General features: G+C 30.5%; 22 protein-coding genes, 1 tRNA gene, 1 riboswitch and 1 other annotated feature. Of the genes, 14 read left to right on the top strand and 9 right to left on the bottom strand.

What is annotated here, in order from left to right:
* Window positions 1-63: 63 nt before the first annotated feature.
* Window positions 64-1,170 (bottom strand): acyltransferase family protein, encoded by a 1,107-nt coding sequence (locus CKL_RS17640; protein WP_012620990.1) that lies wholly within the window; start codon window positions 1,168-1,170, stop codon window positions 64-66.
* 253 nt (window positions 1,171-1,423) lie between these two features.
* Window positions 1,424-2,023 carry a tyrosine-type recombinase/integrase gene (locus CKL_RS17635; RefSeq protein ID WP_012103943.1) on the bottom strand — a complete coding sequence of 200 codons (600 nt, stop codon included), beginning with the start codon at window positions 2,021-2,023 and terminating at the stop codon, window positions 1,424-1,426.
* A gap of 315 nt (window positions 2,024-2,338) precedes the next feature.
* Between CKL_RS17635 and CKL_RS17630 the strand changes: the two genes are divergently transcribed.
* From CKL_RS17630 to CKL_RS17570, 13 genes are all read left to right on the top strand, one after another.
* A complete protein-coding gene (locus tag CKL_RS17630) occupies window positions 2,339-3,373 on the top strand; it encodes a branched-chain amino acid aminotransferase (protein ID WP_012103942.1) in 1,035 nt (344 codons plus the stop codon).
* Between the two features lie 414 nt (window positions 3,374-3,787).
* Window positions 3,788-4,315 (top strand): ribosome hibernation-promoting factor, HPF/YfiA family, encoded by a 528-nt coding sequence (hpf, locus tag CKL_RS17625; protein WP_012103941.1) that lies wholly within the window; start codon window positions 3,788-3,790, stop codon window positions 4,313-4,315.
* Between the two features lie 163 nt (window positions 4,316-4,478).
* Window positions 4,479-6,983, top strand: a complete 2,505-nt coding sequence (secA, locus tag CKL_RS17620) for a preprotein translocase subunit SecA (RefSeq protein WP_012103940.1) — start codon at window positions 4,479-4,481, stop codon at window positions 6,981-6,983.
* A 17-nt stretch (window positions 6,984-7,000) separates the two neighbouring features.
* Window positions 7,001-8,111 (top strand): peptide chain release factor 2 gene (gene prfB, locus CKL_RS17615; protein ID WP_148204862.1). Its coding sequence is split into 2 segments (ribosomal slippage): window positions 7,001-7,078 and window positions 7,080-8,111, totalling 1,110 coding nucleotides; the frame shifts between segments, so codons are not numbered across the junction.
* 140 nt (window positions 8,112-8,251) lie between these two features.
* The gene (locus CKL_RS17610) at window positions 8,252-8,929 is read left to right on the top strand and encodes a Yip1 family protein (RefSeq protein WP_012103938.1); all 678 of its coding nucleotides are present in this window, start codon (window positions 8,252-8,254) and stop codon (window positions 8,927-8,929) included.
* Window positions 8,930-8,986: 57 nt separating this feature from the next.
* Entirely contained in the window at window positions 8,987-10,048 is a 1,062-nt protein-coding gene (locus CKL_RS17605; RefSeq protein WP_012103937.1) for an efflux RND transporter periplasmic adaptor subunit, read from the top strand.
* A complete protein-coding gene (locus CKL_RS17600) occupies window positions 10,023-10,712 on the top strand; it encodes an ABC transporter ATP-binding protein (RefSeq protein WP_012103936.1) in 690 nt (229 codons plus the stop codon). Before CKL_RS17605 ends, CKL_RS17600 begins: the two co-directional genes overlap by 26 nt.
* A complete protein-coding gene (locus CKL_RS17595; RefSeq protein ID WP_012103935.1) occupies window positions 10,709-11,893 on the top strand; it encodes an ABC transporter permease in 1,185 nt (394 codons plus the stop codon). The genes CKL_RS17600 and CKL_RS17595 overlap by 4 nt, the downstream gene beginning before the upstream one ends.
* Before the next feature lie 411 nt (window positions 11,894-12,304).
* A complete protein-coding gene (locus CKL_RS17590) occupies window positions 12,305-14,458 on the top strand; it encodes a Tex family protein (protein WP_012103934.1) in 2,154 nt (717 codons plus the stop codon).
* A 123-nt stretch (window positions 14,459-14,581) separates the two neighbouring features.
* Window positions 14,582-14,700, top strand: a riboswitch (FMN riboswitch).
* Window positions 14,701-14,939: 239 nt separating this feature from the next.
* Window positions 14,940-15,566 carry an ECF transporter S component gene (locus tag CKL_RS17585; RefSeq protein WP_012103933.1) on the top strand — a complete coding sequence of 209 codons (627 nt, stop codon included), beginning with the start codon at window positions 14,940-14,942 and terminating at the stop codon, window positions 15,564-15,566.
* Window positions 15,567-15,689: 123 nt separating this feature from the next.
* The gene (locus CKL_RS17580) at window positions 15,690-17,369 is read left to right on the top strand and encodes a hypothetical protein (protein ID WP_012620986.1); all 1,680 of its coding nucleotides are present in this window, start codon (window positions 15,690-15,692) and stop codon (window positions 17,367-17,369) included.
* Window positions 17,370-17,412: 43 nt separating this feature from the next.
* On the top strand, window positions 17,413-17,679 hold the full coding sequence (locus tag CKL_RS17575) for an EscU/YscU/HrcU family type III secretion system export apparatus switch protein (protein WP_012103931.1): 267 nt from the start codon (window positions 17,413-17,415) through the stop codon (window positions 17,677-17,679).
* 4 nt (window positions 17,680-17,683) lie between these two features.
* Window positions 17,684-18,370: a metallophosphoesterase gene (locus tag CKL_RS17570; RefSeq protein ID WP_012103930.1), complete on the top strand. Its 687-nt coding sequence runs from the start codon at window positions 17,684-17,686 to the stop codon at window positions 18,368-18,370.
* 80 nt (window positions 18,371-18,450) lie between these two features.
* Here the strand turns inward: CKL_RS17570 and CKL_RS17565 are convergent, their stop codons facing one another.
* Window positions 18,451-19,263, bottom strand: a complete 813-nt coding sequence (locus CKL_RS17565) for a DUF2225 domain-containing protein (protein ID WP_012103929.1) — start codon at window positions 19,261-19,263, stop codon at window positions 18,451-18,453.
* Window positions 19,264-19,382: 119 nt separating this feature from the next.
* On the opposite strand from CKL_RS17565, the gene yjbM reads away from it, so the two are divergent.
* Entirely contained in the window at window positions 19,383-20,174 is a 792-nt protein-coding gene (yjbM, locus tag CKL_RS17560; protein WP_012103928.1) for a GTP diphosphokinase, read from the top strand.
* 31 nt (window positions 20,175-20,205) lie between these two features.
* Here yjbM and leuS read toward each other — a convergent pair whose 3' ends face one another.
* From leuS to CKL_RS17530, 6 genes are all read right to left on the bottom strand, one after another.
* On the bottom strand, window positions 20,206-22,641 hold the full coding sequence (gene leuS, locus CKL_RS17555; protein ID WP_012103927.1) for a leucine--tRNA ligase: 2,436 nt from the start codon (window positions 22,639-22,641) through the stop codon (window positions 20,206-20,208).
* Window positions 22,642-22,803: 162 nt separating this feature from the next.
* Window positions 22,804-23,013: a binding site (T-box leader), on the bottom strand.
* 119 nt (window positions 23,014-23,132) lie between these two features.
* Window positions 23,133-23,207, bottom strand: a tRNA-Gln gene (locus CKL_RS17550).
* A 79-nt stretch (window positions 23,208-23,286) separates the two neighbouring features.
* Window positions 23,287-23,805 carry a hypothetical protein gene (locus CKL_RS17545; protein WP_012103926.1) on the bottom strand — a complete coding sequence of 173 codons (519 nt, stop codon included), beginning with the start codon at window positions 23,803-23,805 and terminating at the stop codon, window positions 23,287-23,289.
* 26 nt (window positions 23,806-23,831) lie between these two features.
* The gene (locus CKL_RS17540) at window positions 23,832-24,419 is read right to left on the bottom strand and encodes a J domain-containing protein (RefSeq protein WP_012103925.1); all 588 of its coding nucleotides are present in this window, start codon (window positions 24,417-24,419) and stop codon (window positions 23,832-23,834) included.
* Window positions 24,403-25,284, bottom strand: coding sequence for a DUF5685 family protein (locus CKL_RS17535; protein WP_012103924.1), 882 nt, complete (start codon window positions 25,282-25,284; stop codon window positions 24,403-24,405). The genes CKL_RS17540 and CKL_RS17535 overlap by 17 nt, the downstream gene beginning before the upstream one ends.
* A 9-nt stretch (window positions 25,285-25,293) precedes the next feature.
* Entirely contained in the window at window positions 25,294-25,833 is a 540-nt protein-coding gene (locus tag CKL_RS17530) for a class IV adenylate cyclase (protein WP_012103923.1), read from the bottom strand.
* Window positions 25,834-26,018 lie beyond the last annotated feature (185 nt).

Below are 26,018 nucleotides of genomic sequence, written 5' to 3'. Positions count from 1 at the left end.
TAAAAAACTGCTGTAGTAACTTATACACTTAATTATTTAATTAGGCGTATAAGTTACTTAATACTATCTTGTGGCTTGCTTTAATATTTTTGGATAAATTATTACTTTGGCAATCTTATTGATATACTTGGAAGAGAGAATTATAACAATAAGAAATGAAAGTATAATAATAAATATCTCTGTCCTGAAAGATTCTATGTAATCAAAAAAGTTATATTTAAGCAATAATTTTATAATAAAGCCGTGAAATACATATACGGTCATACTTCTAGAACCTAAATGAGTAAAAAAGAATTTTTTATTTGGAACTAGCGTTAATATACAAATGGATATAATTATAGCTAATATATATAAAGTTATATCAATAATATAATTTGGATATACAGAGCTATTTAATTGTGAATAGGAGAGACTTCCATAGAACCATTTATAATTAATTTTATTATTTATTAAATATAACAGTGGGAAAATAGCCAGTAAAGTTAAAACTGCATATTTTTTTGCAATATACTGTCTAATGATAGTTATATGATGTTTTTCAGTAAAGTATCCCATTAAGAAATAAGGGAAAAATGTTATAGTTCTTGATAAACTTAGATAATATCCAATGTTAGTATCATATCCACATAATATAGAAATAAGAAGTGAAATTATAATAGAATATTTAACCTTACAAAAATAAGGTAATATAAGATTCCATATAAATAGAGAAAGAAGATACCATGTAATCCAATAAGGATAAACTAAAGTGATTTTAAAATTTTCTGCTTTTAAAACGTAAATATTAAATAGAGAATATAATAATTGAAAAATAACATAAGGTACAAAAATATTGGTGATTTTAGAAAATAATTTTTCTTCGTTGTTAATATCCTTTGAAAAATATCCTGAAATAAAAACAAATAAAGGCATATGGAAAGAGTATATAACTACATATAATAATTTAATGTTTGGATGTGAATTTATTAGTGGTTCTATGGTATGTCCAATTACTACCAGAGTAATTAATAATAATTTTAAATTATCAAAATAATTTTCTCTACAATTTTTTAAATTCATATTAAACCCCATATTTATGTAATATTTTATCCAAACGCTGGAATTAGCTAACCCCCCAACTTCTTCAAAGTGCGGGATAAGCACTGCTTGTGCTTGAATAAGTTCTTCCAAGATTCAGGTGAAGAAAACATTTTTCGTAAGCAAACTCCATCTGAACCTCTGAATCACTTGATATTTATTATTCTATGTTTACACTGTTACAATATGGTGTTATATTAATTAATTAAATTTGTATTTTTTGAAAATTTAGTTAATAATGTTAACGAACATTAATTAGTGTAGGATTTCTATATCTTAATAGAAAACCCTACATTTCATGAGGTATTATTATATTTGTACAAAGAGAGTAAAGTAATTAATAAAATTATACCATTTCACTCTTTTCATCTAATTTTGCATACATCCTATCCTGCTGCTTAGTTGTAAATTGAAAGTATATTTCTGTATTAGAAACAGATTTATGACCCAACCACCACTGTAATTCCTTTATATCCATATCAGATTCAGCAAGGTGAACAGCGGTTGTGTGCTTTAAAGCATGAAAATGATGTTTGGATTTGTCTTCAATACCAGCCATGGAACAATATTTCTTCATAAGATAATCCAGAGTCTGTCTTGAAATTGGATTATTTTTTTGACTTGAAAATAATACCTGAGAGGTTGAAGTTATGTTATTCTCAACAATATATTTATCTAAAATATATTTGGTTTTAGAATCTAATCTTAAGGTGTTGTTGTTGCTGCCTTTAAGTCGTCTGCAGTAAAGTTCACCTTTTGAAGCATTGTAATCTTGCATTTTTAATAAAGCAATTTCCGAAACCCTTAAACCGCACCTATAAGCTATTCTAAAAATCACTAAGTCCCTGAGAGAATGAGAAGTATAAGTGTTTTCAATTGTTTTGAAAAGAGAATATGCTTCTTGCTGTGTTAAATATTTAATTTTAGTTTCATTATTTCTTGACATAATTATTCTCCTCAACTATTTATTGTACAAAATAATTATTTTGTACAATTTTGTCATAATATATTTCATAAAATATTCAAAGTACCATATAACTCTATGTAAATTAATATATAATAATTTTAGTGGAATGTCAAAAAACAATTAAATTTTATATATTATTGGAGTATAATTTAATACTATAAATAGGTTGTTCTGTGTACTTTTATTTATTAAAGTACTATAATTAAGTAAAAAACTTTAATAAATAATACAGGGATATTTTTTAAAATATCAGTATAAAATATTATCTTAAATCTAAAGGAGGATTAACATAATATGGGTAAGAATATAAATATTGACTGGAATGAGCTGGGATTTGATTATATTAAAACAGATTTCAGATATATTTCTGTTTGGAAAGATGGTAGCTGGGATGATGGAAAACTAGTAGAAGACAATATGCTTACTATAAGTGAAGGTTCACCAGCGCTTCATTATGGACAACAATGTTTTGAGGGATTGAAATGTTATCGTAGAAAAGATGGGAAAATACAATTATTTAGACCTGATCAAAATGCAAAGCGGCTAAACAATAGCTGTAGACGTTTATTAATGCCTGAAATACCAGAAGAAAAATTTATTAGTGCATGTGTTCAGGTTGCAAAAGCTAATGAAGAATATGTTGCGCCTCACGGTACAGGAGCTACTCTTTACATTAGACCATTTATAATAGGAGTGGGAGATAATATTGGAGTTAAACCAGCAGAAGAGTATATATTTTGTGTATTCTGTTGCCCAGTAGGACCTTATTTTAAAGGAGGAGTTACACCTGTTAACTTTATGATTTCAGATTATGATAGAGCAGCACCTTATGGTACAGGAGCAGCAAAGGTTGGAGGAAATTATGCTGCAAGCTTACTTCCTCATGAAAATTCTGCTAAGAGAGGTTTCGCAGATTGTATATACCTTGATCCTGCTACTCATACTAAAATAGAAGAAGTAGGAGCAGCAAATTTTTTTGGAATTACCAAAGATAATAAATTTGTAACACCAAAGTCACCATCTATATTGCCTAGTATTACAAAATATTCTTTATTATATATAGCTAAGGAATATTTAGGTATGCAGGTTGAGGAAAGAGATGTTTACATAGATAAGATATATGAGTTTGCTGAAGCCGGAGCATGTGGTACAGCAGCTGTAATAACTCCTATTGGGGGTATAGAGTATAAAGATAAACTTCATGTATTTTACAGTGAAACAGAAGTAGGTCCTGTAACTAAAAAACTTTATGATACACTCTATGGTATTCAATTTGGAGATGTAAAGGCTCCACAAGGGTGGATCATAGAGATATCAAGTGATTCTTAGATTCAGGTGCAGTTGCTCATGAGGAATATTTTTTTCCATCTGAACATTATTAACAGTATTCTTAGTGTCTTTAGCACTTAGAATACGTTATCCTTTAGGGGAAGAACTTATCTAGATGCTTAGTAGTGCTTATCTCCCTTTGAAAAAGATGGGAGTATTAGCTAATTGCCGCATTCGGATAAAAATTATTTTGGTATTTTTAAAATAAGCACTGGTATAAAGCCAGTACTTATTTTTTATTTAGTGATTTTTAGGATATCAATAAAACTGAATTTTTGTTAATTTACCATTAAACTCTATTGTAATTTATGGGCAACAGTATTAAAATATAGTTAATAATCAATAATAATTTTATAAAATATATCCTTTACATAAATATATGCTAAGGATAATCATAAGGAAGGGGCTGGAAATATGAAAATAACTGTGAATGGAAAGAACATAGTACTGACAGATGCATTAAAAAATGCAGTGAGGAAAAAGTTATCTAAAATTGATAAGTATTTCAACCCTGATGTAGAAGCTCATGTTACATTAAGTGTACAAAAAAACAGGCAGAGAATAGAAGTTACAATTCCTTTTGGAGGGGTTATACTAAGAGGAGAAGAAGAAAATGATGATATGTATGCTTCAATTGATTTGGTTTTAGACAAATTAGAAGGACAGATAAGAAAACAAAAGACGAAACTTTTAAAGAGAAATAATTCAGAATCTTTAAGATTTCAATTTATACCAGATGAGAAGGAAACTGACAACCAGGAACATAAAATAGTAAAAACTAAGAGGTTTGCAGTGAAGCCTATGTCATCAGAAGAAGCAGTTCTTCAGATGGAACTTTTGGGTCACAGCTTTTTTGTATATCGAGATGCTGAGCAAGGAGATGTAAATGTGATATATAAAAGACGAGATGGAAATTATGGATTGATAGAACCTGAATTTTAAAGGTCAACTACAGGGAGGAAGCAGAGCTTCCTCTCTTTATAATTTAATATATACAGTAATTGCTAAATCTCAAATTAGTGTTTAAGTTGAATAGCGCATAATTAGGTGATATAATCTAAAAGATGTACTTTTTTATAAAATTTAACGGGTGAGGATGAAGAGAATGAAACTTTTTCAAAAAATATTTGGCTCATATAGCCAAAGAGAAGTAAAGAGAATTATGCCTATAGTTGATAAAATAGATGCTTTAGATTCAAAGGTTCAGGCATTAAGCAATGAACAGCTAAGAAATAAAACAGATGAATTCAAAGAACGTCTGGATAAAGGAGAATCATTAGATTCAATATTGCCTGAAGCTTTTGCGGTTGTCAGGGAAGTGGGGTTTAGAACTGTAGGACTAAAGCAGTATAGAGAACAGCTTATAGGTGGAATAGTTATTCATCAGGGAAGAATAGCAGAAATGAAAACCGGTGAAGGTAAAACTCTTGTTGCTACTGCGCCAGCATATTTGAATGCTCTCACAGGTAAGGGAGTTCATATAGTTACGGTAAATGATTACCTTGCAAAAAGAGACAGAGATACTATGGCACCCATATATGAAGCATTAGGACTTAAAGTAGGAGTTATTTTACATGACATGAGTCAATCACAGAGACAGGAAGCCTATAATTGTGATATAACCTATGGAACCAATAGTGAATTTGGATTTGATTATTTAAGAGATAATATGGTTATCTACAAGGAAGAAAGAGTTCAAAGAAAACTAAATTTTGCTATAGTGGATGAAGTGGACTCCATTTTGATTGATGAAGCAAGAACACCTCTTATCATTTCTGGAGAAGGGGAAAAATCAACAGAATTTTATAATATTGCCAACGGATTTGCAAAATCTCTGGAAAAAGAGGATTATAAAGTAGATGAAAAAGCAAATGCAGTAATGCTTAATGACACAGGGATAAAGAAAGCAGAAACTTTTTTTAGTCTTGAAAATTATGCTGATCCGGAAAATATGGAAATACAACACTATGTAGTGCAAGCTTTAAAGGCAAACTATATAATGAAAAGAGACAAAGACTACATGGTAAAAAACGGAGAAGTGCTTATAGTAGATGAATTTACAGGCAGGATGATGGAAGGCAGAAGGTATAGTGACGGACTTCATCAAGCCATAGAGGCAAAAGAAGGAGTTAAGGTAGAAAGGGAATCTAAAACACTAGCTACCATCACTTACCAGAATTACTTTAGAATATTTAATAAGTTGTCTGGTATGACAGGTACTGCACAAACGGAAGAAAATGAGTTCAGACATATATATGGGTTGGATGTAATAGTTGTACCTACTCATAAACCTATAGCCAGAGAGGATTTTCCAGATGTAGTATATAAAAGTGCAAAAGGTAAGTTCAAAGCCATAGCAGATGAAATATATGAAACCTATAAGAAGGGGCAGCCAGCACTTGTGGGTACGGTAAGTATAGAAAAATCTGAATTGCTTTCAGATATGTTAAAGAGAAAAGGAGTGCCTCATCAGGTTTTAAATGCCAAGTTCCATGAAAAAGAGGCAGATATAATTTCCTATGCAGGTCAAAAAGGAACAGTTACCATAGCTACCAATATGGCAGGTCGTGGTACAGATATAAAGCTTGGAAAAGGAGTAGTTGCATTAGGTGGACTAAAAATAATAGGAACTGAAAGACATGAATCAAGAAGAATTGACAATCAATTGAGAGGACGTTCTGGACGTCAGGGAGACCCTGGAATGTCAAGATTTTATGTATCTCTTGAAGATGATCTTATGAGAATATTTGGTTCAGATAGGCTTCAGGGTATAGTTGAAAAGCTAGGACTTAAAGATGACGAGGCTATAGAAAGTAAAATGGTTTCAAATGCCATAGAAAATGCACAGAAAAAAGTGGAAGGAAATAATTTTGATATAAGAAAAACTTTACTTCAATATGATGATGTAATAAATAAACAAAGAGAAATTATATATAAGCAGAGATCTCAAGTCCTTGAAGGGGAAGATTTGAAAAATGATGTGCAGGATATGATAAAGAGTTTAATAAACTCCATTGTAGATTCCCATATATCAGGAATAGAAGAGGAATTTGAAGATGAAATAGTAAAATTAATTGAATATATGGAAGATGTATATGTACCTAAAGATTCTGTTAAAAAAGAAGATATTATAAATCTTTCTAATGAAGCTATTAAAGATAAGTTTATAGATATAGCCCAAAAAATCTATGAACAAAAAGAAATAGAATTTACTTCAGAACAAATGAGGGAAATAGAAAGAGTTATACTACTTAGAGTTGTTGATACAAGATGGATGGATCATATAGATGACATGGAACATCTAAAAAGGGCTATTGGGCTTAGGGCTTACAGGCAGCAGGAACCAGCACAGGCATATCAATTTGAAGGCAGTGAAATGTTTGAGGAAATGATCTATAATATCAAATTGGATACAGTAAAATATCTAATGCATGTGCAAATTGAAAGAGCTCCAGAAAGGGAGAGAGTAGTAAAAAATGTTATAACAAATCAGGAATCAGATTCTATAAAGAAAACTCCTGTAAAAAGAGAGAAGACCGTAGGAAGAAATGATCTTTGTCCGTGCGGCAGTGGTAAAAAGTATAAAAATTGCTGTGGAAGAACTGTTTAAAATTGGAAGGTGATTAGATGTTACTTCAATTGGAAGAAACAATTGATAAACTAAATGAATTAGAACAAACTATAAAAGAAATAAGGGAGTCTCTTTGACTTAGATAATTTAAAAAATAAGATAGAAGAACTGCAGGCAAAAATGCAAGAACCAAATTTTTGGAATGATATAGATAACGCCCAGAAAATAGCCAGTGAAGAAAAAAATTTAGAGGGTAGGCTAAATAGATATGATTTATTGTCACATAATATAGAAGATGCTAGAATTTTATTGGAAATTATAAAGGAAGAAGAAGACAGTATGTCCTTTCAAGAAGTTATGAAGGATATAAAAGATATAGAATTCCAAGTTGAAATATTTAGAACAGAAATACTTTTATGTGGAGAATATGACAAAAATAATGCCATATTAAATCTACATGTAGGAGTAGGTGGCACAGATGCTCAGGATTGGACTGAAATGCTTCTTAGAATGTACATAAGATGGGCAGAAAAAATGGGATATAAGGTAAATATCATAGATATGCTTGAGGCAGAAGATGCCGGCATAAAGAGTGTATCCCTCAGCATTATTGGAGAATTTGCCTATGGATATTTAAAAAGTGAAAAGGGTATTCATCGTTTAGTCAGAATATCTCCCTTTAATGCCAATGGGAAAAGACAGACTTCCTTTGCATCTGTGGAGGTTCTGCCTGAACTGACAGGTGATCAGGATATAGAAATAAGATCTGAAGATCTGAAAGTGGATACATTTAGAGCAGGAGGAGCAGGGGGACAGCATGTAAATAAAACTGAATCTGCTGTGAGGATAACTCATATACCTACTGGAATAGTTGTACAGTGTCAAAATGAAAGAAGCCAGCATTATAATAAAGAACAAGCATTAAAAATTTTAAAGGCCAAATTAGTAGAACTGAAAGAAAGAGCACACAAGGATAGAATAGAGGATCTTACGGGAGAGCTTAAGGATATGGGATGGGGAAGTCAGATACGATCTTATGTATTCCATCCGTATAATTTGGTGAAAGATCATAGGACCGGTGTAGAAAGCAGTAATGTATCTTCTGTAATGGATGGTGATATAGATAATTTTATAAAAGGTTATTTAAAACAACAAAGTGGTAAATGATAAATGGGTGCATGATGCGCCCATAATTTTTTTTATGATGTATTTTGACCGTTTTTTTAAGTATTTTATAGAATTGAGGAGGGATTGTATACCATTATGTAGAATATGTAATTTAAAAAATGAAATTAGGAGGGACTTTTATGGATATTAAAGAAAATGAAGAAAGTTTGAGTATTGACAAAAAGATTGTTTGTTTTTTCAAGAAACCAGGCATTATTTTTAGTGAATTTATAGAAAAACCTAAGTATTTATGGACTATGCTTTTAATTATTTTAATCAATATAATTTACGGAATCATGCAAATGACTACTTCTATAGATATTTTAAAAAAATCAATTACGGATAAGTTTAAAGAAGCAGCGGCTGGTACATCTCAAGCACTTATAGAAAAATCTATGGAATATGCAACATCAATACCTATACAGACTGTGACTATTATAATAACTACTATAATAGGTATATATTTAGCATCATTAGTTTACATGGGGTTGGCTAGAGTTTTTGGCTCTAAAATAAAATACAAGCAGATTGTATCTGTATACTGTTTAAGTATGTTGTCTATAACTATTGGTAAAATTATAAAATGGTTGTATATGGCCATCACAAGTAATCCATTAGGGGTGAGAGCATTAACTAAACCTACATTACTAAATGGATTTTTAGATAACTTTGATATATTCAATGTATGGCAGATAGTATTATTGACTATAGGTATATCCATAGTTGGAAAGATTTCGAAAAAGAAAAGTTTTGCTATTGTTGCAATTTCCTGTGTACTTGTCATGATTATATCTTTACACTCTTATTTAAAGCTCTAAAATAATTTTAATATACGGCAATTTTGATGATTTGAATGCAGAGAAAGGGATGGACTTATGAAAGATAGAAAAAAAATATTAATTATTGGTTCTGCTGTTGGCGTAATTATTATATTATTTGTTGTAACACTTTTTTTAAATTATAATAAACGAAATGCACATAAAAGTGATTCATTATTTGATATATATACTATTCCAGCACAGCAGAATATATTTTTAGACGGAGAGGTTCAATATTCCAGGAAATTAAATTTTACTGAAGATACAACTAAGGGAACCGTTGATAAAATAAGTGTAGAAGATAAAGAACAGGTAGAAAAAGGACAAACTTTATTTACTTATAAGAATGACCAGATGATAGAGCAGTATGACACTCTCACCCAGCAGCTTAACAGTATTGAAACTCAAGCAAAATCCATGGCAAATGTACAAAATAGTGCTCAAATTTCTGAAATCAATAGTCAGAAAACAAGTTTAAAACAGCAGTTAAACAATATTAAAGATAAACGATATACCACAATTTCAGCTCCTTTTGATGGTATTGTTTCAATAACATCAGATAATGAAGAGAGTACTAATAAAATTATTTTGACATTGATTGACCCTAAAATGCAGGTAGTAGCTAGTGTTAGTGAAAAAGATGTGTTAAAGCTTAAAGAAAATCAAAAAATAAAGATTACTGTGTATGGTACAAGTGAAGAATTTAAGGGCACTATTAGTTCCATTAGCACTGAACCATCACAGGCACAGGCTATTCAAGGCGCTTCAGCCTCAAACTTAACACAAACTACAGGAAGCAGTGTGTCTTATTATCCTGTATATATTGATATAAACAATCAACAGGGCATATATGCAGGTTTTCATATTCAGGGAACTGCAGTGGATGAAAGTGAACTGCCTAAAATTCCAGTATCCTCAGTTTTTAATGATAATGGACATAAATCAGTATGGCTTATAAAAAATAAAAAATTAAGAAGAGTGCGTGTAAGGGTTGAAAAATATAATAATACATATGTTAAAGTGAAAAGCGGTTTAGACTTTAATGATAAAATTATTAAAAATCCATCTAGTGAAATGAAAGAAGGGGACAGCATTGACAAAGCATCTTCTGGAAGTTAAAGACTTATGTAAATGGTATGAGCAGGATAAAAATCGCTATCTTGTTTTAAAAAATCTTGATTTTAAGGTGGAGCAAGGCTCATTTGTGGTTGTAATGGGCAAGTCAGGCAGTGGAAAGACCACTTTGTTGAATATTCTGGGACTTCTTGATAATTTCAATGAGGGAAGTTATGTATTTAATGGTCAGGATGTTACAAAAATGACAGAAAACCAGCGTTGTTCTTTTAGAAATAATCATATTGGTTTTATATTTCAACAGTTTTATTTAATTGAATCTTTAACAGTAGCTCAAAACATTGAACTTCCACTATTGTATCATGGGGGATATAGCAGCGAGCAAAGAATTGACATGGTAAAAAAAAGTCTTCAAGATGTTGAACTTGAGGAAAAATTTAAAAGTTATCCAAATGAGTTATCTGGGGGGCAACAACAGCGTATTTCAATTGCAAGAGCGCTTGTTAATGAGCCTGATGTTATTTTGGCAGATGAGCCTACAGGTGCACTGGACTGGAAAACCGGCCTGAAAATTATTGATATATTGGTTAAACTTAATAAACAAAATAAAACTATTATAATGGTAACTCATGATAGTGATCTTAAAAAATACGCTACTCATTGTGTTTTTCTCAAAGACGGCATTTTTTCTGAGGAGGATAATATATGAATTTGTGGGAACTTATACATAGTGCAGTTTTAAGTTTACGTACACATAAGCTTAGAGTTTTTTTAACTATGATAGGAATAATTATTGGAATAAGTTCTGTGGTTATTATTCTTTCTATTGGAGAGGGGTTAAAAGCACAGGTGAATGAATCCACTAGTGATGTGGGAGCGAATACCATTACCGTTAATTTTGAACCTTCAGATTTAAATTCTACAACTGTAGATACACCATTTGAACATAAGGATTTTCAATCTCTTAAAAATGTTGATGGTGTAGAAAGTGTTGCTAAGAGCAGCAGCGGACTGGAAGGTCTGGTAGGAGTTATTGAAAATGCAACTTTTTTTGATAAACAGTCTTATCTTATGATAAACAATTATGATAAGAGTTCAAATATCGTGGCAGGAAGAGGTATAACCCAGGAAGATAATGATTTTAAACATTATGTGGTGGTGCTTTCAAAAGATCACGCCAAAGAGTTATTTGGGGAAGAGATAAATAAGGGAATTGGAAAGGGAATTAAAATAAAGGATGAGTTTTTTGAAGTTGTTGGAATTGAAAATGGGAGTTCAGGTTTATTGTCTATGCAATATGATTATGTGCCTAAGTTTGCCAAGAAGCTTTTAGAAGATGATGTATCTATTTCTTCAATTGATGTTAAAATTAAGCAGGGATTTGATTCTGACTCCGTATTCAAAGAAGTAAAAAAAGAACTAAATGTTCTTCACCCTGATGTAAAAGGAAGCTATACCAAAGGGGATCCTAAAGCTGTCTCTAAAGCTTTTGAAAAGATAATAAGCGGTATAACTATTTTTATAGCTGTTGTATCAGGAATATCTCTGTTTGTAGGTGGAATTGGAGTAATGAATATAATGTATGTATCTGTAACAGAACGCCGTCGTGAAATAGGTATTAGAAGAGCCATAGGTGCAAAACCAAGCACAATTTTACTACAGTTCTTGATAGAATCAATATTTATTACAGGTATAGGTGGAATTGTTGGAATAGTTATGGGATATCTGATATCTTTGATTTCAGGAGCCTTTTTGCCGTTTAAACCTGTTGTAACTATAGGAATATTAATAGGAGCGTCTATTACATCTATTACTGTGGGAATAATTTTTGGAATAATTCCTGCATATAGGGCAGCAAATTTAGATCCTATTAAGGCTATTTATAAGTAATATTTAGACCTTAAAATCATGATAAGGAGAAAAAATAAAATGGCAGGACCACAACGCAGAATGCCATAAAACTTCTAGGTATTTTAGGATATAATCATAATATCGTAAAAAAGGCTCAGGAGAAAGCGTCAAAATTTATGCAACAGGGAATTTGGGAGGCAGAGTAGTATTCGAACATTATAAAGATAATCTCGTTTATATTCTTATAAGGCCCAGTAGTTTATATTTTTTACTTCAAATTAATGATTCTTGAATATATTAATTTGCCAAAGTCCATTCAACTGTTGTAATATGTTTTTAGCTAGTTTAACATAAATTTATAAAGCTTTTACTTTAAATTAACTGAAAAATTAATTATTTACATATTTAAGTAAATTAAACATAATCAATAGGATTCATCGGGAGGTTAAAATGAACGATATAATAGACATACTAGTTAGAGAGTTAGACGTAAATGAAAAATATATAAATAATGTAATAGAATTATTAGACTCTGGCAATACAGTTCCCTTTATAGCCAGGTATAGAAAAGAATTAACGGGAAGTATGAGTGACGTCACTTTAAGAAAACTGGCAGAAAGACTTGTATATCTTAGAAATCTTAAAGCTAGAAAAGAGGACGTAATAAGAATAATAGAAGAACAGGGTAAGCTTACAGAGGAATTAAAAAAATCTGTAGAAAGTTGCATTACCCTAACAGAAGTTGAAGATATATATAGACCATATAAACCAAAGAAGAGAACAAGAGCTATTATTGCAAAGGAAAGAGGATTAGAACCACTTTCAAAGATAATATTAAATGGCAATTTTAAAGATAATATAGAAGAATATACAAAAAAATTTGTAAATGAAGAAAAGGAAGTAAATTCTATAGAAGATGCTCTTTCAGGAGCTATGGATATAATAAGCGAGATTATATCTGACGAGGCCAAATATAGAAAGTGGATAAGGAAATTTGTTCAAGATAACGGAAGCATTGAAACAAAAGGAGAAAATAAGGAACCAACTCCCTATGAAATGTATTATGATTATCATGAGGCGATAAAATCTATCCCTCCTCACAGAATACTTGCTATAAATAGAGGAGAAAAAGAAAAAATTTTGTCTGTAAAGATAACCTGTGATATGAATAAGATAAAAGAATACTTAAAAGGAGAGTGCCTAAAGGGAAATAAAGTAACTGATAGTTACATAGAAAGAAGTGTAGAGGATTCTTTAAAAAGACTTATATATCCTTCTATTGAAAGGGAAATAAGATCTGAACTCACAGATATGGGGGAAGAAGGTGCCATAAAGATATTCAAGGCCAATCTAAAGGCTCTTCTAATGCAGCCACCTATAAAAGGAAAAAATGTGATTGGATATGATCCTGGATTTAGAACGGGATGTAAAATAGCAGTTTTAGATGATACGGGAAAACTTTTAGATACTGCTACAGTTTATGCTACGGCGCCTCAAAATGATGTAGAAGGTTCTCTGAAGATATTAAAGAATTTAGTGTATAGATATGATGTTAGTGTGATATCTCTTGGAAATGGTACAGCAAGTAGAGAATCAGAAGAAGTAATTGGCAGACTTATAAAAGAAGTAAAAAAGGAAAAAAATAAGGATGTTTATTATGTAATGGTATCAGAAGCCGGAGCTTCTGTATATTCTGCTTCGGAACTGGCTGCAAAAGAATATCCCGATATAAATGTATCACTAAGAGGAGCTATATCCATAGGAAGAAGACTTCAGGATCCTCTGGCGGAACTTGTGAAAATAGATCCTAAATCCATAGGGGTAGGTCAATATCAACATGATGTTTCCCCAAAAAAATTAGATGAGTCTCTAGAGGGTATTGTAGAAGATTGTGTAAATAGTGTAGGAGTAGATTTGAATATGGCAACGGCTTCTTTACTATCTTATATATCTGGAATAAATTCATCTATAGCCGCAAATATTGTAGCTTATAGAGAAGAAAATGGTAAGTTTAAAAATAGAAAAGAGCTTTTGAAGGTTAAAAGACTGGGAGCAAAAGCTTTTGAACAATGTGCAGGATTTTTAAGGGTTATGGAAAGTAATGAACCACTTGATAATACCTCGGTGCATCCGGAGTCCTATAGTGATGCCAAAAAACTTTTGAAGACCCTTGGGTATAGTGATGAAGACTTAAAAAATAATGGCCTTGTAGATATAGAAAACAGGGTTGAAAAGATTGGCATAGATAATGTGTTAAAAGGACTTAATATAGGAATTCCTACCTTAAAGGATATAATGAAAGAAATAAAAAAACCAGGAAGAGATCCAAGAGAAGAGCTGCCAAAGCCTATATTGAAAACGGGAATAGTTGATATGAATCAACTCAAGCCGGGAATGACACTTACAGGTACAGTTAGGAATGTAGCAGACTTTGGTGCTTTTGTAGATATAGGTGTTCATCAGGATGGTTTAGTGCATATAAGCCAGTTGTCTGATAAATTTGTAAAACATCCACTAGATGTGGTTAAGGTAGGAGATATTGTAAATGTAACTGTACTTGAAGTAGATGAAAAAAGAAAAAGAATTGCACTTAGCATGAAATAGCAGAAAAATGAATATGAAATTAGCATAATTAGCAATAAATATTTATTAATGAATAAAAATTATTTTAACAATGTATTGAATTTTGTCGTTAAAAGTATTATAATGAACCTATAAAAATTAAAATATAATCTTCAGGGCGGGGTGAAATTCCCCACCGGCGGTATAGCCCGCGAGCTGCGTGTTCAGCATGATTCAGTGAAATTCTGAAGCCGACAGTAAAGTCTGGATGGGAGAAGATAGAATAATATGTTTATTAGCCCTGGTGTTTTTGCCGGGTTTTTTTATTTTATCCGAAGGCTATCATTGCTAACACCCCATCTTCTTCAAAGTGAGGGATAAGCATTGTTACGCCCCTGGATAAGTTCTTCTAAGCTTCAGATGGAGAAAAAGTATTACTCATGAGCAAACTCCATCTGAACCTAAGAATCACTTGATTATTCACCTAGGAGATTATACTTAATATTTTAGGAGGGTATTTAAAATGAACAGTAGTAAATTAAACAGATTAGTGAAGGTATCATTGTTAGGTGTAATAGGATTTTTATTTATGTTCATAGAAGTTGCAATTCCTATATTTCCGACATTTTTAAAAATGGATATAAGCGATTTGCCGGCTTTAATTGGAACTTTTGCATTAGGACCTGGAGCTGGAATTGCCATAGAGTTTTTGAAAAATGTACTTCATGGAATATTCAATGGAAAAACTGCATTTGTAGGAGAACTTGCAAACTTTGCAGTAGGTTCTGTTTTAGTTTTTACAGCGGGGTATATATATAACAGGCATAAGACCAGAAAGGTGGCAGTGATAAGTTTAGGGGCAGCCACTATCGCAATGTCAATAGCAGCGGGACTTTTGAATTATTTCATATTGCTTCCACTTTATGAAAGAGCACTTAATTTTCCTATAAGTGCAATGGTGGATATGGCAGCGAAAATAAATAGCAGCATAACGGATTTGAATACATTTGTATTACTGGCTATTGTTCCATTTAACTTGTTAAAAGGTATAGCTCTTACCATTTTAACACTAGTTCTTTACAAGAGTGTTTCACCTCTGTTAAAGCAGGAACATAATAAAATAAAGAACTCTGAAAAAGTAAAAATTTAGCATAAAATAGTAACTAAAAATCTGGGACATGTCTCCAGATTTTTTTATTGTATTTTCACTTTATAAAACAGTAATTGTATACGATAATTTCAATTAAGAGATATTTTTAATAAATTATAAAGGGTGATTAAGTTGGCGGGAATATGGAATGTAAATAGTGTATATAACATGAATAGTAAACAAATATCTGCAAAGTTGTCTTTTGAAATAGGAGAAAAATTTTCTGCTAGAGTATTAAATTTAAATAAATATACAGGAGAAATACTTTTGAAACTCTTAGATGGGTGGAAATTTTCAGCCCAAATAGATAATCCTGAAAGTATCGTAGAAAATAAGCTTATAAGGCTTCAGGTAGAAGGATTTGAAAATGATAAATTAAAACTAAAAATTGTCACGGCAGAAGAAAAAGGGCAAAATCAAAGTAAAGATTCCATAAGACTTTTTATTAAAGAAAATTCCCTTAACTTAAACAGTGAGGATTATGATATCATAGAGAAAATGGTAAAAAGTGGAATACCGCTTACCAAGGAGAATATTTCTAATATAAAAACCACTATAGATTTTATAAATAAAATAAAAGAAAACTCTGCAGAGGAAGATACATTCATAAAAAATTATTTGCTTAGTAAAAATGTAGATCCTGGCAGCCAAAAAGGAAACTTTATAAAAGATACCCTTAAAAATTTTTTTAGCGAACTAAAAAATATAAGTAAAGAAGATTTATTTATTCTACTAGAAAACAATATAGAATTAAATGAAGATAATATAAAAAGCTTTAATAAAGTGTTTAAACATGAAGGTACTATATATAATGAAGTAAAATATTTAGGGGGTATTTTAAAAGCTGATGAATTAACTTATAAGAGCATAGAAAATACTGAAAATGCAAAAGAATCTGGTATATATAAAAAACAGCAAGACAATATAGTAGGTAATTTAAATACAGATGGAAAAGTTACTTATGTAAATGGAGAAAAAACAAATACAGATTTAAAATCTAGTATAATGAGAGAAAATATAGATAAACCAAGTGAATTCTCAGAGGAGATAAAAAGTATCAATGGTGAAGATAAATCACAGACTAAAAATAACCAATCGTTAGATATAAATAAAAATATTAGTCCTAAAGATATACAGGAAGAGGTGATTAAAGGGAAATTAGATAATATACTTAACTATTTTGAGAAGGGAAAAGGAACAACGTCTCGAACTTCTAAAGATTTAAATGTGATTGCAGGTAATATGGATGAAATGGTAAATCATATAAAAGAGCAGATAAATATGAAAACAGATGAAATGAAAGATATAATAAGAACATTTTTAGAACAAAATAATGATAGTGAAAATAAATTTTCTAAAAATATAATTTCTCAATTAAATAGCAGCGTAAATGATTTTAAGTTATTTAACACCATATCTAATTCTTATTATTATATGGATTTGCCTATAAATTTAAATGATATGGATTATCAGTGCAAGCTTATGATTAAAGATGATAGAAAAAAAGGGAAAAAAATAGATGCAACTAATGTGAAGATAATAACATCTATAAGTACTGAAAATATGGGAATAGTGGATGCATATCTAACGGTGAATAATATCAATATGAATATAGATATTAAATGCAATAAGGAGTGGGTAAGCTTAATGAAACAGGGATATGAAACAATACTAGAGAGTTTATCAAACATAGGGTATAATATAGATATTGAATTTCACGAAAAAAAAGAAGAGATGACCATATCTACTTGTAGAGAATTTTTTGATGATAATGATATAGGAATGTTAAATACCAGGGCATGATGAAAGAGACAAAAATATCTGAGAAATAAATAGGGAGAATGTTATGAAAAACAGGAAAAAAGCAGTAGCTTTAAAGTATGAGCCAACATATGAAGCACCTATGGTTACTGCAGCAGGTATTGGACAAATAGCAGACAACATATTGAATAAAGCAAGGGAGAGCAATGTACCTATAGTTTACGACAGGGAACTTACTAATCTTCTAAGTAATGTAGATGTAGGAGATAGTATACCTGTTGAATTGTATGATGTAGTGGCAAAAGTAATAGCTTATGTAATAGATATAGATGAAAATATAAATAGAGGGTGATTATGTGGCGCTATTTGCAATATCAGACTTGCATTTAGATATAACTGGAAATAAACCCATGGGTATTTTTGGATATAATTGGATAGAACATGATGTAAAAATAAAAAAAAATTGGATTGATAATATAAGTGGGGAGGATACAATACTTGTAGCTGGAGATATATCCTGGTCTATGAATATAAAATCAGGATTTGGTGATTTAGAGTGGATTCATAATCTGACTGGAAGAAAGATTCTAGTAAAAGGAAATCATGATTATTGGTGGAGCAGTATTACCAAATTAAACAATTTGTATAAAGATATGAATTTCATACAAAATAATTTCTTTGTGTATGAAGATTATGCCATATGTGGCACTAGGGGATGGATTTGTCCAGGAAGTGAAAATTTTTCAACTCATGATAACAAAATATATAATAGAGAACTTTTGAGAATGAAAAATTCTTTGAATTCCGCAGTGAAAGCTGGATATAGTAAATTTATAGCTATGATTCATTATCCCCCTATAGGAGAAAAGTTTATGCATTCTGATTTTAAATGTATGTTTGAAAAGTATGGTGTGGAAAAAGTTATATATGGACACCTTCATGGAGAATCTCTTTCAAAATCCATAACTGGAGTTATAAATGGAGTGGAGTATATATTGACTTCTGCGGATTATATAAATTTTAATCCAATAAGGGTACTATGAAGTAAATTACAGGCTATATTGCAAGCTTAAAATGTTTTTAAAACAAATTTAATTTGCATTTAACCTGTAAGATTTAAATGTTATTTGTGAAATTTAGAAAAAATACTTTGTTTTTTATTGTCTTTTAAATCATCTCCTAAATTATCTTGAGATTTTGTGTCTTTTATATTGAGTTTTATTAAATCCTTTTGATCTCGGGCCATATTTTTAATTTTTTGTGGTGCTGTAGGAGCTGTTATTACTTGTCCAAACCATATTAAAGATTCCTCTTCTTTACCGGTACGTCTGCAGAGTTCTCCTATGAGGTACATGGTAGTAAATATATCCATACCAGATATGGGAAAATTCTCATTATAGTAGGCGTTTTTGAAGTTTTCAAGGGCATAGTTTAAATACTCCAGTTCACTTTTTTTATCTTCTTTTAAGCGGAACATCCAGGCCAGTTTTATAAGATTATTTGCTTTTTTGCTGGATCTGGCTTTAATAATATCATAATTTAATAGGGATAGTTTGTATCTTTGTATTGCTAAATTTAAATTATATACTTCAGGGTAATTTTTACTGTGCCATTTAGGTGAAATTTCAATCCTTATTATGTTTGCATCGAAATCACTTAAACGTTCAAAGTCGTTTTTTATAGATGCATAGCCACATCTATTACATACCCATACATCATAAAAATACGGATTTATAATTGAATATCTTATGAAAAAATCAGAATCTTTTTTTAATATTCTATATGAGGATTTTTTTATAGCTCTAGCATTAAATACCGTACTACAAACAGGACAAGTTATCTTTTTATTATAAAGCATTAACTTTTGCTTATCTTCATCATATAGTTGATTCTTGTTCTCTGAAGTGTCTGAAGTTGAAAATGTGTTATCAAGCATGTCTGTATCACCTCCACTAATTAGTATAATTATTATATCAAACATGGGGATTAAAATCATATATTTTTGGTATATTTGATATAATGTTATTATATACTTTTCTGTTGGAGGTGATTTATATGGCTATAGGGGAATGGAAAACATTTTTAATACCATATGACCAAGCTGTAGAAGAATTAAAAGTGAAATTTAGAAGCATACGAAAAGAATATAGAAGAAGGAATGAATATTCGCCAATAGAATTTGTTACAGGCAGGGTAAAAGAGATATCGAGTATATTAGAGAAAGCTAATAAGTTCAATATACCACTTGATAGAATAAGATATGAAATAGAAGATATAGCAGGTATAAGGATTATGTGTCAGTTTGTAGATGACATAGATAAAGTAGTTAAGATAGTAAGAAATAGAAAAGATATGAATATAATGTATGAAAAAGATTATATAGATAATGTAAAAGAAAGCGGTTATAGAAGTTATCATGTAATAATTAAGTATCCCGTTAATATGGCAGAGGGAGAAATGGAAATACTGGCAGAATTTCAGATAAGAACACTTGCCATGAATTTTTGGGCTACTATAGAACATTCCTTAAATTATAAATATAAGCAGGACATTCCCGATCATATTAAATTAAAACTTAAAAATGCCGCGGATGCTGCATTTCAGCTGGATGAGCAAATGCTTCAAATCAAAGACGAGATAAAGGATGCCCAAAAATTATTTGAAGTGAAATCCAATCTAGTCTCTGATATAATGAATAATATATTGACATTGTCATCCATGGGTAAGCTAGTTGAAGCAACAAGGTATCAGGGACAGTTAAATAAATTAATTGAAGAGGGAGAAGTATTTGAGTTAGTGAATTTGTTAAGAGCTACAGAAAAGTTACTTAAAATTTATAAACAATAGATTAATAAGAAAACCACCAGTGAACTGGTGGTTAAGGTTTAACTACTATATTTACAAGTCTTCCTTTTACTACTATAACTTTCTTTATATTTTTTCCCTCTAATAAAGGTTTAATATTATCATTGGATATGGATAACTCTTTTATTTGTTCATCACTTAAATTTGTAGGTATATTTATTTTAGCCTTAATTTTACCGTTTATTTGAATGGCTATTTCTACTTCTTCTTTTACTAAAGCCTTAGGGTCAAATTCAGGCCATTTCTCATTAAATATAGAATATTTTTGTCCTAATACCTCCCATTGTTCCTCTGCAAAGTGAGGTGCAAAAGGAGCTATTATCTTTATAAAATCAAGTATAGTATCTTTTAAAAGGGATATATTTTTAGTATCCTCCTGAATATATTTATAAAGTGAATTTGTAAATTCCATAATTCTAGCAATAGCTGTGTTGAATTGAAATTTTCCTGCATCTTCTGATACGGATTTTATTGAATAATTTCTTGAGTAATTTAATTCTTTTTCTGCAGCATCCATTGAATTTTTAAAGTTCTTACCACTATTTATAAGTTCTTTTATATTTCCTACAATTCTTTCAATTCTATCTACAAATTTACTCATGGATTTAATACCGTCATCGTTCCAGGCACCACCCTCGGCATAGTCAAATCCGAACATTAAGTACATTCTAAATACATCTGAACCATATTTTTGTATGCAGTCATCTGGAGATATGGTATTGCCTTTGGACTTGCTCATTTTTTGACCATCAGGTCCAAGTATCAGTCCTTGATGTCTTAAAGATAGAAAAGGTTCATCGAAATTTAAAAAACCCATGTCTCTAAGTGCTTTAGTGATAAATCTAGCATACAAAAGGTGCATACATGCGTGTTCAGGACCACCTACATACATATCTACAGGAAGTAGTTTATTTATCTTATCCTTGTCAAAGGCTTTTTCTGTATTCTTATTATCGGCATATCTTAAGTAATACCAGGAGGAACACACAAATGTATCTAATGTATCAGCCTCTCTTTTGGCAGGTTCACCGCAAATAGGGCACGTAGTATTCATAAACTCTTCTGATTTTAGAAGGGGAGATTTTCCATCAGGAGAAAATTGTACATTATAAGGAAGTTCAACTGGTAAATCACTTTCTGGTACTGGGACTGTACCGCATTTTTTACAGTATATTATAGGTATAGGTGTTCCCCAGTATCTTTGTCTTGATACAAGCCAGTCTCTTAATCTATAATTTGTTTTTCCAGAACCTAATCCAATGTTTTCTAGTTCCTTGGTCACAGCTTCTTTACCTTCTGGAGTATATAATCCATTGAATTTATCACTATTTATCATCTTTCCGTATTCTACATAAGGTAAGGAAGAACCTCCTTCTATAACTCTTTCAATAGGTAATTTGTATTTTGTGGCAAATTCAAAATCCCTTTCGTCATGAGCAGGAACTGCCATTACAGCACCTGTACCGTAGGTGTTTAATACATAATCTCCTATCCATATAGGTACTTTTCTTCCGTTTATAGGATTTATAGCGTAGGAACCCGTAGATACACCTGTTTTTTCTCTGGTAATTGATTGTCTTTCAATGTCGGTCTGCTTTTTAGCAGCTTCTCTATATTTTTCAATTTCTTCTTTATATTCTTCTTTAGTGACACTATCCACTAAATCATTTTCAGGGGATATGACTACATAGGTAACACCAAACAATGTATCCACTCGAGTGGTAAATACATTGAATTTTATATCAGAATCCGCTACTTTAAAAGTTACATCTGTACCTGTGGATTTACCCATCCAGTGTCTTTGCATAGCTTTTGTCTTTTCCGGCCAATCTATATTATCAAGGTCTTTAAGCAATTCTTCAGTGTAATCTGTTATTTTAAAAAACCATTGTGTTAGATCCTTTTTTGTAACTTCCGTACCACAGCGTTCACATTCACCTTCTTTTACTTGTTCATTGGCAAGTACTGTATTACAGCTGGGACACCAATTTACAGGGGCATTTTTCCTATAGGCCAAGTCGTGTTTATATAATTGGAGAAATAGCCATTGATTCCATTTATAGTAATCAGGGCGGCAGGTAACTACCTCATTCTCCCAATTGAACATAGCTCCCATGGATTTAAGCTGTTTTTCCATGGTATCAATATTCTTTTCAGTAGAATCTTTTGGATGAATTCCAGTCTTTATGGCATAGTTTTCAGCAGGAAGACCGAAAGCATCAAATCCCATGGGCTGGAATACATTATATCCTTGCATTCTTTTCATTCTGGCCCAAGAATCTACAGGTGCATAGTTAAACCAGTGACCTGCATGTAAATTACTGCCGGAAGGATAAGAGAACATCTCTAGAGTATATAATTTTTTGCTTGATTTTTTTTCGTCAAATGTATAAATATTTGTTTGATCCCATTTTTGTTGCCATTTTTTATCTGTTTTAGTACTGTACATAATATCTTCTCCTTTTACTTATGTTTTTATAGATTAAAGAGATCTGATAAATTAAATCAGATAAGAAACAGTAAGTTTTAAATAATTTTAATTTAGACTTCCACATTTTTTTATTTCAGTATAGTTTTAGAATATAAAAAAAGCTTTTCATCTCTTAGTATTGTAAGAGACGAAAAGACTACTTTCCGCGGTACCACTCTAATTAAATCAATAAAATTGATTTCACTCAAAATAAATAACGGTTTTTACCGTATCTGATTTTTTCAGATAAAGCTCTTAAGGTGAGTTCATATTCTATTCACGCTGTTTTTCACCCTGCAACAGTTCTCTTTGGTGATATAAATACTACTATTCCTTCTTCAAAGCTAAGTATTGAATTATTTTACATTTTATAATAGTAATTGACTTTTTGTCAAGAGCTACCCTTAAATAAAGTAAATTATAATTTTAAAATTATTTTAAAAGAGAACCCGTAAAACAAGAGTTCTCTTTGGCTGCCCATGCTGGATTCGAACCAACAGATGCCTGTTCCAGAGACAGGTGCCTTACCATTTGGCGAATGGGCAATATTATGTGAATCTCAACACTAAATATTATATCATCCTAAATTTATATGTCAATAGTTTCATTTTAATAAAGTACAATTTATTTTAGGGCTTTTAGTATATATTTATTAGTGTAATTTATAAACAATGTTAATAAATAATCGTATATTAAAAATACTATTTGTATTCCTACTATAATTAAATATAAATTAAATTTTATTTTTAAAAGTTCAGGAAAAAACAAACTATATAACAAGAATAGTATTAATAAACATAAATTAAAAAATAATAGTTTTAATATGATTTCAATAGGTAGTTTTCTTATTTTTTCTATATAGTATTTAATAAGTCCATAAAGACCGAAAAATACCACATAGGATAATACTGTTCCCTTTAATCCACATATTAAGAGAGATAATAAGGCAGTTGAAATATAAATTGTAAAGGCAATTTTTTCATTTGTAATTATTACAGCTAAGGGGATAACAAGTGAAGACAGGCTCAGTAAATAAGTTTTATTTAAAGGAACTATCCCACTTAAGTACACTAAAATAACGCCTATGGCAGTCAATAGGCCTCCCTTGGCAATATAAGAGGAATTACTAGAAATTTTAGCCATACTAAAATCCATCCTTTCTTTAAATATTAACAGCCCCCGCAATCACCACAATCACAAAGACAGTCAAGACAATATAAGGTAGCACAAATATTGCATATATCATCTCTTCTTCTAGTATCGTAATAAGGCTGTCTATAGGAATTATTCATTCCTCTGAGCTTGTTGAGCGCATTTTGATATTTAAAGTTGTTGGGATCAAGACTACAAGCCGTAGTCAAATTATTATAAGCATCATTATACCAGGCTCTTCTCATATTTAAAATTCCCATAAGATAATGCCACTGAGCATCTCTTGTCTTGATTCCCATAAGTACTGATTCCGCATTTCTAATATTACCATTATAAATATCATTTTCTACAGATTGATAAATCGAAGAGTTAGAGCCGCTGTAAGCATTATCACTCCTGCTATCATATGTACCTTTTGATGGGTTCTTCATTAAATAATCGTAAGCCTCATTTATTTCTCTCATTTTATCTTCTGCTAAATCTTTAAGTGGATTATTGCCATATTGATCAGGATGATATCTTTTTGCAAGAGTTCTATAGGCTTTTTTTATTTCCTCTTGTGAAGCATTTTCATTTATTTCTAGTATTTCATATGGATTTTTCATTTTTGTAAACACCCCTTTTAAATACTCTATCCATTTTATCTAAAAGTCCATATTGTAGTATATTATAAATTAATTCTTTATTTTTTTTTATGGGAAGCCTGTTAAAAATATTTGTGCATTGTGCTGCACAAGTTCCTAAAATAAAATCTATTCTAGGCATTATTTCTATTATAAAATTTTCATAACAAAGATCTTTATCATTAAAGCAGACATTTATGGCATTAAATTTATTTTTCTGCATATCCTTTTTTAAATCATCAAATGCATCTATAATATATATCCATTTTCCTAGATTATATCCAAGTAAATACAAGTCTCCAACGGAAGCATTATAATTGTTATAAGATTTTAGTATAAATCCTGTAAGGTCTCCAAAAGGATGGGATAAAGCATCTATGGACATACTTTGGGAACTTTTTTCTAGTGTATATAAGTTTTCAAGTTTATTTTTTATATTTTCAAAAATACTTTTAAAGTTGTCAGGCATATTACTTAAATACCTTTTTAAGCATAAATACATTATTCTGCCCTTTAAAGAATTCTCATCATAAACATCATCTAGAACTTTAAAATAGCTTAGAGATATATTACAAAAAGCTGCATATTTTAAAGGAGCGTTATCTTTTAGAATAATTTTTTTATTTGCAGGATGGAATAAACAGCGTTTTTTCATATAAACTTGATTGTCACATTCTAATGAATCTAAAAGTAGAGCTAAAAAAGTCATATCATAGTTCAAAGAAACCCTAGGTATATTTCCTATATTGTTTTTTATGGATATACATAGCCCACAATAATAGGCTTTGAATTTTTCATAATCTTTCATTTTAAGTTCCATTTTGCATGGGGTTACATAACCAAACATATAATTTTCCTATCTTTTTTTATTTCTGCCCAATATTTCATATATGGTTTCAGAGGTGGTGTCCCCTAAAGAATAGCCAAGTAAATTTACTATTTCATAGAGTTCCTGGTCATTTGTTGATTCTATCTCTAAATAGGGAAATGGACAAAAAGATTTTTCATTTATATCTATTTCAATTAAACTATGTTTGTATTTGTAACTTTCTCTGTATTTTTTTATAGATTGCAATAATTTTAATCCCAGTGTTTGAAAAATATTTTTTCCTGCTTCCCTATTCAATATTTCTGTTTCATTTTCTTCCATTACTTTATATTTTCCCTGGCTCAAAAGTATTTTAGTAGTCATATAACAATGAGTAGAATTATGTATTAAATCTTCTATAACTCTTATTCTAGCATATCCTTTATTCTTTATTAAAAACCCATTTTCAAAATCATATATTTCATTTATCTGATTCTCCATTTTAACCTTTAAAGCATTAACTGCTTTTAATTTATTTCGTATATCCTCAGGGTCTATTTGTATTATTCGTGTTTCATACTCCTTCATAAAATTCACTCCATTTACAAAACTACTTATTTTGCATTATACCATAAAAGTGAGTTAGCATAATTAATTTAATAAAATAAAATGATAGTGTTCGAATAAAAATAAAGAACTTTCCTCAATTTAGGAAAGTTCCATAATATAATTTTTATCCAAACGCGGCAATCAGCTAATATTCCCATCTTCTT

The sequence above is a fragment of the Clostridium kluyveri DSM 555 genome (assembly GCF_000016505.1).
Taxonomy (GTDB): domain Bacteria; phylum Bacillota; class Clostridia; order Clostridiales; family Clostridiaceae; genus Clostridium_B; species Clostridium_B kluyveri.
This window is presented reverse-complemented; position numbering and strand designations above follow the sequence as displayed.